The following is a 12038-nucleotide window of genomic DNA, read 5'->3' as shown; positions in this document are numbered from 1 at the left end:
CCCGAACGCCTGCATGCGCGCGGCGACGAGCGCGCCGATCCGGCCGAGGCCGACGACGCCGAGCGTCTTCTCGAACAGCTCGGCGCATGAGCGCCCGCACGCTCGCTTCGCTCGCACAGTGATCGGTAGTTGTAGAGGGGTACCCGATCGGTTGCTGAACGGAGCGCCGGAGGCGCGGAGATGAAGCGACCACCGCAGTCGTCATGGAGTTGCTGGGGTCGCTTCAGCTTCGTTCGCTTCGCTCACTTCGTTCAGCAACCGTGGGGTTTCACCGGTCGGCTGCGCCCACCGGTTGCACCACCCCTGCCGCTGTGACAGATGTCATGGCGAGGAGGTGACGGGCGCGGATCGCGGCGGCGTCGCCTCCGGCGCGAGGGTGGAGGCATGGACACACAGGCACCTCCCGCGGTCTCGCTGCGCCGCGTCGTGAAGGAGTTCCGCTCCGGCAGCGTGTTCCGGGCCGTCGATGGCGTCGACCTCGACATCCGGCAGGGCGAGATCGTCGCCCTGCTCGGCCCGAACGGGGCGGGCAAGACCACCACGCTCGACATGGTGCTCGGGCTCACGCGCCCCACCGACGGCGACGTGTCGGTCTTCGGCCAGGCCCCGCGCGCGGCCGTGCACGCCGGCCGCGTCTCGGCCGTGCTGCAGTCGGGCGGCCTGCTGCGCGACCTCACGGTGCGCGAGACCATCACGCTCATCGCCTCGACCTTCGCCGCCCCGCTGTCGGTCGACGAGGCGATCGAGCGCGCCGGCCTCGGCGCCATCGCCGGGCGCCGCGTGTCGAAGTGCTCCGGCGGCGAGCAGCAGCGCCTGCGCTTCGCGCTCGCCCTCCTGCCCGATCCCGACCTGCTCATCCTCGACGAGCCGACGGCCGGCATGGACGTGACGGCGCGGCGCGAGTTCTGGGACACCATGCGCGAGGACGCGCGCGCGGGTCGCACCGTCATCTTCGCCACCCACTACCTGGAGGAGGCCGACGCGTTCGCGCAGCGGATCGTGCTGATGGCCGGCGGGCGCGTGGTCGCCGACGGCACGACCGCCGAGATCCGCGCCACCGCCACCGGACGGCGGGTGACGGCCTACGTCGAGGCCGCGGCCCAGGACGCCGCCGTCGCGCGCCTGCGCGCGGCCGGCGCCGAGGTCGAGGCCGACGCCGGGCGGCTGCTCGTGCGCACGGGCGACTCCGACGGGGTGGCGCGCCTGCTGCTGAACGAGCTCGGCGCGCACGACCTCGAGATCGCCGCCGGCAGCCTCGACGACGCGTTCGAGGCCCTCACCGGCGCGCACCGCGCCGACGCGACCGTGATCGGAGGAGCACGATGAACCCCACCTACTTCGCCATCGAGCTGCGGCGCATCGTGCGCGACGTCGTGACGATGTTCTTCGTGGCGATCCTGCCCGCGGTGCTGTACCTCATCTTCGGCGCGAGCCAGTCGTACGGCGAGAACAGCGTGGGCAACGGCAACGTCGCGTTCTACGTGATGATCGGCATGGCCGCGTACGGCGCCGTCACCGCCACGGTCGGCGTCGGCGGCACGGCCGCCGTCGAGCAGATGCAGGGCTGGGGTCGCCAGCTCGGCCTCACGCCCATGAGCGACGCGCAGCGCGTGGTGACGCGCGCGGCCGTCGGCTTCGTCGTCGCGATCGTGCCCGTCGGGCTCATCTACGCGCTCGGCGCCCTCACGGGAGCGGAGGCGGAGCCGCACGTCTGGGTGATCAGTGGGCTCGTCGTGCTGCTCGGCTCGGCCGTGTTCTCGTTCTTCGGGCTGCTGTCGGGCCTGCTGTTCCGCAGCGAGGCGGCCGTGAGCGCCGCGAGCGGATCGCTCGTGATCTTCGCCTTCCTCGGCAACCTGTACTTCCCGCTCACCGGCTTCCTGCTCGACATCGCGCGGTTCACGCCGCTGTACGGGTACGTCGCGCTCGCCCGCTACCCGCTCACCGACGGGTGGACGGTCCGGCAGAGCCCGGACGACGCGTCGGTGCTCGAGCCGCTGTGGGTGCCGGCGCTCAACCTGGGCGTGTGGGCGGCGATCTTCATCGCGGCGACGATGCTCGTCGCGCGGCGGGGCCGGTCGCGTCAGTGACGGAGCACACGACGAGGGGATCCGGTGCTCCCGCGGGGGTGCCGGATCCCCTCGGCGTACCGGGATCGCGACGCGAGCCTGAGAGCATGGGACGCGTGACGCGGGCGATCAGACCGGATGTGGGGCCGTGGGCGCGCTTCTCGTGGACCCTCGGCGTCGTCTGGGTCGTGTGCATGTTCTTCCCCATAGCGTCGGCCCTGGAATCGGACGCCCCGCCGGTGGCCAGGGCGGCCGCGGTCGTGCTGCTCGTCCTCTTCGCCGCGCTGTACGTCGCCTCCTTCGTCTGGCTGACGCTGTCGAGGTCGTGGGCGCAGGCCGGCCGCCGGGGTCTGCCGGCGCTCGCGGTCATGACGGTGCTGATGCTCATCGCCGTCGCGCTCGTCGGCGTCGGCGCGCTCGGCGCCGCCCCGTTCCTCGTGGCGATCGCGATGTTCTCGGGCCCGCGGGCCGGATCCTTCGCCCTCGCCTCCGCGATCGCCGTCGCCCTCGTGGTCGCGCTCGCGGTGAGCGGGCGGCTCACCGACTACTGGGGCATCCTGCTGCCGGCGGCGTTCGTGCTCGTCACCTGCGGGCTGGTGCGGATCGTCGACGGCGCCCAGGACGAGCACAACGAGCTGGTCAGGCAGCTCGCCGTGGTCGAGGAGCGCGAGCGCGTGGCCCGCGACGTGCACGACGTGCTGGGCCACAGCCTCACGGTGGTGACCGTCAAGGCCGAGCTGGCCGAGCGCCTCGTCGAGCGCGACCCGGCGGCGGCGAGGGAGGAGCTCGCGCAGATCCGGAGCCTCACGCGCGAGGCGCTCGCCGAGCTGCGCGCCACCGTGGCGGGGCTGCGCGTCGCCCGGCTCGCCGACGAGCTCGAGGCGGCCAGGGCCGCGCTCGCCGACGCGGGCATCGCGGCCGACGTGGCGGACGACGCCGAGACGGTCGATCCGCGGCACCGCATCGTCGTGGCCTGGACGCTGCGCGAGGCCGTGACGAACGTCGTGCGGCACTCCCGCGCCAGCCGGTGCACCGTGCGGCTCGAGCCGCACGGCATCGTGGTGGAGGACGACGGGGTCGGCACCCCCTCCGACATCGCCGCCTCCGGGCTGCGCGGCATCCGCGAGCGGGCCGAGGCCGCGGGCGCGACCCTCACGGTCGGCGCCGCCCGCGAGCTCGTCGCCGCCGACGCGAGCGGTCCCGCCGGATCGGGAACCCCGGGGGCGGAAACCCCCGGCGCCCGCGGCGCGAGGATCCCCGGCGCCCGCGGCACGCGAGTAGAGGTGCGCTGGTGATCCGGCTGCTGCTGGCCGACGACCAGGCCCTCGTCCGCGGCGCGCTCGCGGCGCTGCTCAGCCTCGAGCCCGACCTCGAGGTCGTCGCCGAGGTCGACCGCGGCGACGAGGTGGTGGCCGCCGCGCGCGAGTCCGCGGCCGACATCTGCCTGCTCGACATCGAGATGCCGGGCGCCGACGGGATCGAGGCGACGGCGGCGCTGCGCGACGCGCTGCCGGCCGTGCGCTCGGTGATCGTGACGACCTTCGGCCGGCCCGGCTATGTGCGCCGGGCGCTCGACGCCGGGGCATGGGCGTTCGTCGTGAAGGACACACCGGCCCACGAGCTCGCCGACGTCGTGCGCCGCGCGCAGGCGGGGGAGCGGATCGTCGACCCCGCGCTCGCGACCGAGTCGCTCCTCGGCGGGGCGAATCCGCTCACCGAGCGCGAGCGCGAGGTGCTGCGGCACTGTCTCGACGGCCAGCCGGTCGCGGCGATCGCGGCGCGCGTGCACCTCTCGGCGGGCACCGTGCGCAACTACCTCAGCGCGGCGATCGCGAAGACCGGCGCGTCGGGTCGCGTCGCGGCGGCGCGCGCGGCGCAGGAGCGCGGCTGGCTCTGACCCCTGTTGCGCCCCGCGGCGCCGCTGACATAATGGCGCCATGGCGGGCGGGGTGAGCGGTGGCGACGGGTGGGCCACCACCCGACAGTTCCAGGCCACCGAGGCAGAGGACCTGTCGTGGCTCGTCTCCGCCGGAGTCGTCACGGACGACCAGCTGGCGGAGGCCGAGCGTCGGGCGCGCGAGGAGCACACGAGGGCCGCGGCCCTGCTGCTCGATGAGGGCCTCGTCAGCGCGGGGCAGATCGCCAGGGCGCGCGGCGAGGCGTGGGGCACGCCCTCCTGCGAGGACCTGCGCGCCGAGCGCATCGACCCCGAGCTGTCGCGCGGCCGGGCGTGGCGCGGGTATCTGAGCCGCGGCTGGCTGCCGCTGCGCCGCGACGAGGACGGCACGATCCTCGTCGCCACGTTCCTGCGCCCGACCGACGCGCTGCGCGCGGAGGTCGAGACCGAGCTCGGTACCTCGGCCATCGCCTTCACCGCCGTGGAGCGCTGGGGCTTCCGGCAGACGGTGCTGCGGGCGTTCGGCCCGGAGGTCGCCGCCGACGCCGCCAACGCGCTCGGCCGATCCGATCCGCTCCACTCCGCGCAGACGACCATGAGCACGCCGCAGAAGGTCGGCGTCGCCGTCGCGCTCGTCGCGCTCGTCGTGCTCCTGTTCCTGTGGCCGCTGCCGACCATCGTGTGGGGGATCGGTGCCATGTCGGTGGCGTTCCTGCTCGCCGCGGCGTTCAAGTTCTTCATCAGCCTGCGCGGCTCGCGCTACGACCTCGTCGAGCGCATCGACGCCGAGAAGGTGGCCGCGCTGCGCGACGAGGACCTGCCCGTCTACACCGTGCTCGTGCCGGTGTTCCGCGAGGCCAACATCGTGGGCCAGCTGCTCGGCAACCTCGGGCGCCTGGACTACCCCACCCACAAGCTCGAGGTGCTCATCCTCGTCGAGGAGGAGGACGACGAGACCCGGCAGGCGATCCTCGACACGGATCCGCCTCCCAACTTCCACACGATCGTCATCCCGCGCGGGCAGCCGCAGACGAAGCCGCGCGCCTGCAACGTGGGGCTCGAGGTGGCCACGGGGGAGTACCTCGTCATCTTCGACGCCGAGGATCGGCCCGAGCCCGATCAGCTCAAGAAGGCGGTCGTCGCCTTCCGCGGCGGCGGCGAGGAGCTCGTCGTCGTGCAGGCCGCGCTCAGCTACTTCAACGACACCGAGAACGTGCTCACCCGCATGTTCACGCTGGAGTACGGCTTCTGGTTCGACTACATGCTCTGGGGTCTCGACGCGTCGCGCCTGCCGCTGCCGCTGGGCGGCACCTCCAACCACTTCCGGGTGGAGGGCCTCAAGCGGCTGGGCGGGTGGGATCCGTACAACGTCACGGAGGACGCGGACCTCGGCATCCGCGCGGCCGCGCTGGGCTGGCGCGTGGGCGTGATCGATTCCGTCACGTACGAGGAGGCCAACACGTCGATCCCCAACTTCATCCGCCAGCGCAGCCGGTGGATCAAGGGGTACATGCAGACCTCGCTCGTGCACGCCCGCAACCCCATGGTGCTCATCCGCCGGGCGGGGCTCGTGCCGTTCCTCGCCTTCGCGCTGCTGATCGCCGGTACCCCGCTGACGTTCCTCGGGGTGATCCCGTCGTACCTCGCCACGATCGCGTCCATCTGGCTCCGCGACGCCCCGCTGGAGGAGCTCATCCCCTACCGGGTGATGTGGACGCTGCTGTTCAACTTCCTCATCGGCAACGTGCTCATGGTGTACGTCAACATGATGGGGCCGTTCAAGCGCGGGCAGTTCCATCTCGTGCCGTGGGCGCTGCTGAACCCCGTGTACTGGATCCTGCACTCGATCGCGTCGTACAAGGCGCTGTGGCAGCTGGTCACGCGCCCGCACTACTGGGCTGGATCGACGCGGGCCTGGAGGCGCTCGCCGAGACACCCTTGGCTCCCGAGGAGCGCATGGCGGCGGTGCTGGCCGTCACGGGGCAGGCGCGCTGGAACGGCATCGTCGTGGCCGGCTATGCCGAGAACGCGCGCGTATCCGGCAGGGACGACATGCAGGTCGCCGCGCAGGAGCAGGCCTTCTACGACGCCGTGATCACGGCCGAGGCGTACCCGCACCTGCGCACGATCGTCGACGCGGGCGTGTTCGTCTCGCCGTTCGACCCGTTCCGCTGGGCCTTCGAGCGCACCCTCGACGGCGTCGAGTCGTACATGGCGGGGCTCGACCGCGGCGAGCCGCACCGGCTCGAGGACGCGCTCGATCCGGTCGACGACCTCGACGTCGCCGACGACAAGCGCTACCGCGCCGCCGCGAAGGCCGCCGCCGACGCGCGCAAGGCCGTGCTGCAGGCCGAGAAGGCGCTGCGCCAGGCGCGCAAGGCGCAGCGGCAGGCGCTCGCGGAGGCCCGCGAGCGGCGCGCCAAGTCGTCCGCCTGAGGCCACAGGAATCACATAGGTTTACACGCATCCCTCGCACCCCCTAAAGTGAGGGGATCGAAGAGCCGGGAGGGGAATCCAGGGATGGCTGAGCTGCCGGATGTGCGCTTTCTGACGGTGGCCGAAGTCGCCGACATCATGCGTGTGTCGAAGATGACGGTCTACCGTCTCGTGCACTCCGGAGAGCTGCCCGCGGTGCGTTTCGGGCGCAGCTACCGCGTGCCGGAGACGGCGGTCACCGCCGCGCTGCAGCAGCCGTTCGTCGCCGACGACCGCGTCGCCGACGCGGGCTGAGCCGTCGCCTGGGTGCCTCCCGAAAGCGGGGCACGCCTCATGGGCTAGAATGCTCTGAGGCACTTTTCCTGCCGTGACCTTTTCGGGCTCCGGCGCCAGCTGGTGCCGTGCATCCAACCCTGACTTAGCGAGGTTCCCGTGGGTTCTGTCATCAAGAAGCGCCGCAAGCGCATGGCGAAGAAGAAGCACCGCAAGCTGCTTCGCAAGACTCGCCACCAGCGCCGCAACAAGAAGTAAGCGGCACGTCCAAAGCGCCGGCTCCGTCTCGACGGGCCGGCGTTTCTGGTTCCCGGATCCGGTCCGTCCGGCCCGCGCCGCCGCGGACCTGCGAGGATGGACGCATGAACGAGATCTCGGTCCAGGAGCTTCACGCGGCGGCGGGGGAGCAGCCGCTCATCGATGTGCGGGAGGCGGACGAGTTCGCCGCCGGCCACGTGCCGGGCGCCGTGAACATCCCGCTCTCCGAGCTGGGCGAGCGCCTGCACGAGCTGCCCGCCGAGCCGTTCGCCCTCATCTGCGAGGTCGGCGGCCGCTCCGGTCGTGCGTGCGCGGCGCTGGAGCCGCGCGGCTACGAGGTGACGAACGTCGCCGGCGGCACGAGCGCGTGGCGCGCGGCGGGCTATCCCGTCGAGAAGTGAGGCCGTCGTGACCGATCTGACGATCCTCACCAAGCCCGACTGCCACCTCTGCGACGTCGCGCGCGAGGTCGTCGAGCAGACCCTCGCGGAGCTGCCGGACGACGTCGCCGACGCCGTCGAGGTCACCGAGGTGTCGATCCTCGACGACGAGGCGCTCTACGCGCGGTGGTGGGAGAAGATCCCCGTCGTGCTCATCGACGGCAAGCTGCACGGACACTGGCGCGTCGCCCCCGACCGCCTGAGGAGCGCGCTCGAGGGCGCGGCGAAGGAGACCGCATGATCCGCCACATCGTCATGTTCACCCTGAACGGGCAGACGCAGGAGGAGAAGAACGCGCAGATCCTCGAGGTCGCCACGCGGCTCGAGGGCCTCGTGGGCGTCGTGCCCGGCCTGCGCACCATGAACGTCTACGCGAACGTCGTCGACGTGCCGGGCAACCACGACATCACGCTCGTGGCGCACTTCGACGACGAGGAAGCGCTGCGCGGCTACCTCACCCACCCCGCGCACGTCGAGGTCGCGGAGTACATCGGCTCGATCCGCACGGATCGCGCCGCGATCGACATCGACCTCTGAGACCCTGGTCTCGAATCTGCGCCGCTCGGGCTGTTTTTCTTTTTTGAATCTGCGCCGCTCGGGCACCCGCTTCGCGGGTACCGCTCGCGCTTCGCGCTCGCACAGTGACCGGGTTCTGTGAAGGGATGCCCGACCGGTTGCACTCATCGGTTGCTGAACGGAGCGCCGCAGGCGCGGAGATGAAGCGACCAGCGCAGCCGTCAATGGACTTGCGGGGGTCGCTTCATCTTCGTTCGCTGACGCTCACTTCGTTCAGCAACCGTGGGGTTCCACCGATCGGTTGCTGAACGAAGGCGCGAAGCGCCGAAGATGACGCGACCGGCGCAGGCGTGCCTCAGGCCTCGGCGGGCTCGGGCGTCGCGTCGACGCCGGCCTCCTTGCGCTGCTCGGGCGTGATCGGCGCGGGCGCCTCGGTGAGCGGGTCGAAGCCGCCGCCCGACTTCGGGAACGCGATGACCTCGCGGATCGAGTCGGTCTTCGTGAGGTGCTGCAGGATCCGGTCCATGCCCAGCGCGATGCCGCCGTGGGGCGGGGCGCCGAACGCGAAGGCGTCGAGCAGGAAGCCGAACTTCTCCTGCGCCTGCTCGTCGGTGATGCCCATCACGTTGAAGACGCGCTTCTGGATGTCCTCGCGGTGGATGCGGATCGATCCGCCGCCCAGCTCGGATCCGTTGCAGACGATGTCGTACGCGTAGGCGAGCGCCGATCCGGGATCGGTGTCGAAGGTGTCCTCGAACTCGGGCTTGGGGCCCGTGAAGGCGTGGTGCACGGCGGTCCACTCGCCCGCGCCGACGGCCACGTCGCCCGAGGCCACGGCGTCGCCCGCCGGCTCGAACATCGGGGCGTCGACGACCCACGTGAACGCGAACGTGTCGGGGTCGAGCAGACCCAGGCGGCGGCCGATCTCGACGCGCGCGGCGCCGAGCAGGGCGCGCGAGTCCTTCGTCGAACCGGCGGCGAAGAAGGCGCAGTCGCCCGGCTTCGCGCCGACGAGCTCCATGAGCCCGGCCTGCTCGGCCTCGGAGAGGTTCTTGGCGACGGGGCCGCCGAGCGTGCCGTCCTCGTTGAAGAGCACGTACGCCAGGCCGCGGGCGCCGCGCTGCTTGGCCCACTCCTGCCACGCGTCGAGCGTCTTGCGCGGCTGGCTCGCGCCGCCGGGCATGACGACGGCGCCGACGTACTCGGCCTGGAAGACGCGGAACGGGGTGTTCGCGAAGTACTCCGTCGCCTCGACGAGCTCGAGGCCGAAGCGCAGGTCGGGCTTGTCCGATCCGTACTTCGCCATGGCCTCGGCGTACGTCATCCGCGGCAGCGGGGTCGGCACGTCCACGCCGATGGTCGCCCACATCGCGCGGATCACGGACTCCGTCATCTCGATGACGTCCTCCTGGTCGACGAAGCTCATCTCGATGTCGAGCTGCGTGAACTCCGGCTGGCGGTCGGCGCGGAAGTCCTCGTCGCGGTAGCAGCGCGCGATCTGGAAGTACTTCTCGACGCCGCCGACCATGAGCAGCTGCTTGAACAGCTGCGGCGACTGCGGCAGGGCGTACCAGCTGCCGGGGTGCAGGCGCGCGGGCACGAGGAAGTCGCGCGCGCCCTCGGGCGTCGAGCGGGTGAGCGTGGGGGTCTCGACCTCCACGAACTCGCGCTCGTGCAGCACATCGCGGATGGCCTTGTACACCTGCGAGCGCAGGCGGATCGCGTGCGCGGGGCCCTGGCGGCGCAGGTCGAGGTAGCGGTGGCGCAGGCGCACCTCCTCGCCGATCGGGTCGGTCTCGGCAAGTCCCGACGAGACCGGGAACGGCAGGGGAGCGGACTCGTTGAGCACCACCACGTCGGCCGCGATGAGCTCGACCTCGCCCGTGGGGAGGTTGGCGTTCTCGTTGCCCGCCGGGCGCTTCGACACCTCGCCGGTCACCTGCAGCACGAACTCGCTGCGCAGCGGGTGCGCCACCTCCTCGTCGCGGATGACGACCTGGGCGATGCCCGACGCGTCGCGCAGGTCGATGAAGGCGACACCGCCGTGATCGCGCCGGCGATCCACCCACCCGGTGAGGGTGACGGTCTGGCCGATGTGCTCGGCTCGCAGGGAGCCGGCGGTGTGGGTGCGCAGCACGGAGGTTCCTCCTGGGTTCTTGCGGGACGCGTCAAGTCTAGGCGGGCGGGCGCGGGCCCGAGCGTGACGACCGGCATCGGCGCCCCCGCGCACGCGCCGGAGTCGTGCCGGCATGGAGGAGGCCCCGGCCGGAAGCGGGGGTTGATCCCAGGGGAACGCGAGGCGGCCGCCGGTAGTGTCGTGCTCTGAAGTCCGGCACCCGAAGGGAAGCGATGTCCGCCACCGCACTCGATCGACGATCGGGGATCCTGCAGAGCCCGCTCAACGTCCTCCGCGGCTTCCTCATCGGCATGGCCGAGCTGGTGCCGGGCGTCTCGGGCGGCACGGTCGCGCTCGTGACGGGCGTCTACGAGCGCGCGCTGAACTCGGCGACGGCGCTCGGCGGCGCCTTCGTGGCGCTCGCCAAGGGGCCGGATCGGCGAGCCGGCTTCCGGCGCCGCATCGGCGATGTCGACTGGTGGCTCATCCTGCCCGCCCTCGTCGGCATGGCGGCGGCCGTGCTCTTCGCCGCCGGGGTCGTCGAGGCGCTCGTCTCCGCGAACCCCGAGAACGCGCGCGGACTGTTCTTCGGCCTCGTCGCCGCGAGCCTCGTCGTGCCGCTGCGGATGCTGCCGGCGCGGAGCGCGCGAGCGGGCGCGGGCAGCCGCGTCGCGGATGTCGCGGCGGTCGTCGTCGCGGCGGTCGTCGCGTTCGTGCTGGTCGGCTTCGCGTCGAACACGACGCTCGAGGACCCGCAGCTCTGGTTCGTCTTCGTCGCGGCGGCCGTGGCGGTGTGCGCGCTCGTGATCCCCGGCGTCTCCGGGTCGTTCTTCCTGCTGGCGATCGGCCTGTACTCGCCCACGCTGCAGGCGGTGGACCAGCGCGACCTCGGGTACATCGCCGTCTTCGGGCTGGGCGCGATCGTGGGGCTCCTCACCATCGTGAAGGGCATCTCGGTGCTGCTCACCCGCGCCCGCCGCGTGACGCTGCTGGTGATGTTCGGGCTCATGCTGGGGTCGCTGCGCGCGCTGTGGCCCTGGCAGGGCGGCGCCGGCGGCGACGAGGGGCACGGCGTGCTGCTGGCGCCGACCGACCCGCTCGCGCCGGTGCTCCTGGCGGTCGCCGGCGCCGCGGCCGTGCTGGCGCTCGTCGCGCTGGAGGCGCGCGCCACCCGTCGCGCCGCGCGCTGAGCGGCCACCCCCACGCCCCTTTCGGGGGACACCCCCAGGGGCGAGCGGGGTGCCGGTCGGTAGGGTCGACGGGCGGACCCGCGACGAAAGGCCCTGCATGCGCGCACTCCAGACGACGACCTCCTCGGGATCCGAGGGGTGGCTGTCGGGACTGGTCGACTGGCTCGTCGGCCTCATGGATGTCATCGGCCCGGCCGGCGCCGGCATCGCGATCGCCGCGGAGAACCTCTTCCCGCCCATCCCGAGCGAGGCGATCCTGCCGCTGGCGGGCCTGGCCGCGCAGCGCGGGTCCTTCCCGCTGTGGGAGGCGATCGTCTGGACGACGGCCGGCTCGCTCGTCGGCGCCCTGCTGCTCTACGGGATCGGCGCGCTCGTCGGGGTGGGGCGCCTCGTGTGGGTCGCCGAGCGGGTGCCGCTGCTGCACGCCGAGGACGTGCACCGCACCGTCGCGTGGTTCGAGAGGCACGGCCCCGTCGCGGTGTTCTTCGGGCGGTTCGTGCCGATCTTCCGCAGCCTCATCTCGATCCCGGCGGGCGTCGTGCGCATGCCGATCTGGAAGTTCCTGCTCTACACGGGCGCGGGAAGCCTGATCTGGAACACGATCTTCGTGCTCGTCGGCTGGTACCTGGGCGAGTCGTGGCACATCGTCGAGCAGTACATGGACATCGCGCAGAACGTCGTGGTGGTCGTCGTGATCGTGGCGGTCGCCCTGTTCGTGTGGCTGCGCGTGCGCCAGCTGCTGCGCGCGCGGCGCGACGGATCGGAGAACGGCCCCTCCGCCGAGTGACCGCGGGGGATATCCCCCCGCCGGATCGGGCGGAGCGCCCCGCTGTGCGGCGGTCGCCG

15 protein-coding genes are annotated in these 12038 nt (G+C 72.2%); 13 read left to right on the top strand and 2 right to left on the bottom strand.

Going from position 1 to position 12038, the window contains the following annotated elements; genetic code table 11:
- Positions 1-117 (bottom strand): NAD(P)-dependent oxidoreductase (locus tag ACWDR7_RS10665; RefSeq protein ID WP_449854874.1); only part of this gene is annotated, 117 nt, incomplete at its 3' end.
- Positions 118-384: 267 nt separating this feature from the next.
- Between ACWDR7_RS10665 and ACWDR7_RS10660 the strand changes: the two genes are divergently transcribed.
- The 11 genes from ACWDR7_RS10660 to ACWDR7_RS10610 all read left to right on the top strand — a co-directional run bounded on the left by ACWDR7_RS10660 (position 385) and on the right by ACWDR7_RS10610 (position 7907).
- Positions 385-1326 carry an ABC transporter ATP-binding protein gene (locus ACWDR7_RS10660; protein ID WP_449854873.1) on the top strand — a complete coding sequence of 314 codons (942 nt, stop codon included), beginning with the start codon at positions 385-387 and terminating at the stop codon, positions 1324-1326.
- Positions 1323-2087: an ABC transporter permease gene (locus ACWDR7_RS10655; protein WP_449854872.1), complete on the top strand. Its 765-nt coding sequence runs from the start codon at positions 1323-1325 to the stop codon at positions 2085-2087. The genes ACWDR7_RS10660 and ACWDR7_RS10655 overlap by 4 nt, the downstream gene beginning before the upstream one ends.
- 86 nt (positions 2088-2173) lie before the next feature.
- Positions 2174-3361 carry a sensor histidine kinase gene (locus ACWDR7_RS10650; protein WP_449854871.1) on the top strand — a complete coding sequence of 396 codons (1188 nt, stop codon included), beginning with the start codon at positions 2174-2176 and terminating at the stop codon, positions 3359-3361.
- On the top strand, positions 3358-3963 hold the full coding sequence (locus ACWDR7_RS10645) for a response regulator (protein ID WP_449854870.1): 606 nt from the start codon (positions 3358-3360) through the stop codon (positions 3961-3963). The genes ACWDR7_RS10650 and ACWDR7_RS10645 overlap by 4 nt, the downstream gene beginning before the upstream one ends.
- 40 nt (positions 3964-4003) lie before the next feature.
- On the top strand, positions 4004-6058 hold the full coding sequence (locus tag ACWDR7_RS10640) for a glycosyltransferase family 2 protein (protein ID WP_449854869.1): 2055 nt from the start codon (positions 4004-4006) through the stop codon (positions 6056-6058).
- On the top strand, positions 6016-6399 hold the full coding sequence (locus tag ACWDR7_RS10635) for a hypothetical protein (protein ID WP_449854868.1): 384 nt from the start codon (positions 6016-6018) through the stop codon (positions 6397-6399). Before ACWDR7_RS10640 ends, ACWDR7_RS10635 begins: the two co-directional genes overlap by 43 nt.
- Before the next feature lie 84 nt (positions 6400-6483).
- Positions 6484-6693: a helix-turn-helix domain-containing protein gene (locus ACWDR7_RS10630; RefSeq protein ID WP_449854867.1), complete on the top strand. Its 210-nt coding sequence runs from the start codon at positions 6484-6486 to the stop codon at positions 6691-6693.
- Positions 6694-6831: 138 nt separating this feature from the next.
- On the top strand, positions 6832-6930 hold the full coding sequence (locus tag ACWDR7_RS10625; protein WP_003792170.1) for a 30S ribosomal protein bS22: 99 nt from the start codon (positions 6832-6834) through the stop codon (positions 6928-6930).
- 104 nt (positions 6931-7034) lie between these two features.
- Complete coding sequence (locus tag ACWDR7_RS10620) at positions 7035-7331, top strand: rhodanese-like domain-containing protein (RefSeq protein ID WP_449854866.1); 297 nt, start codon at positions 7035-7037, stop codon at positions 7329-7331.
- Positions 7332-7338: 7 nt separating this feature from the next.
- Entirely contained in the window at positions 7339-7611 is a 273-nt protein-coding gene (locus ACWDR7_RS10615; protein ID WP_449854865.1) for a glutaredoxin family protein, read from the top strand.
- Positions 7608-7907 carry a Dabb family protein gene (locus ACWDR7_RS10610; RefSeq protein WP_449854864.1) on the top strand — a complete coding sequence of 100 codons (300 nt, stop codon included), beginning with the start codon at positions 7608-7610 and terminating at the stop codon, positions 7905-7907. Before ACWDR7_RS10615 ends, ACWDR7_RS10610 begins: the two co-directional genes overlap by 4 nt.
- 334 nt (positions 7908-8241) lie before the next feature.
- Here ACWDR7_RS10610 and aspS read toward each other — a convergent pair whose 3' ends face one another.
- Entirely contained in the window at positions 8242-10023 is a 1782-nt protein-coding gene (gene aspS, locus ACWDR7_RS10605) for an aspartate--tRNA ligase (protein ID WP_449854863.1), read from the bottom strand.
- 212 nt (positions 10024-10235) lie between these two features.
- Here aspS and ACWDR7_RS10600 point away from each other — a divergent pair, with 212 nt between their 5' ends.
- Together ACWDR7_RS10600 and ACWDR7_RS10595 are read left to right on the top strand one after the other, a co-directional pair.
- Positions 10236-11192, top strand: a complete 957-nt coding sequence (locus ACWDR7_RS10600; protein WP_449854862.1) for a DUF368 domain-containing protein — start codon at positions 10236-10238, stop codon at positions 11190-11192.
- Positions 11193-11289: 97 nt separating this feature from the next.
- The gene (locus tag ACWDR7_RS10595; protein ID WP_449854861.1) at positions 11290-11979 is read left to right on the top strand and encodes a DedA family protein; all 690 of its coding nucleotides are present in this window, start codon (positions 11290-11292) and stop codon (positions 11977-11979) included.
- The last annotated feature ends 59 nt before the right edge of the window (positions 11980-12038 follow it).

The organism is Microbacterium sp. NPDC003461 (assembly GCF_053588335.1).
This window is presented reverse-complemented; position numbering and strand designations above follow the sequence as displayed.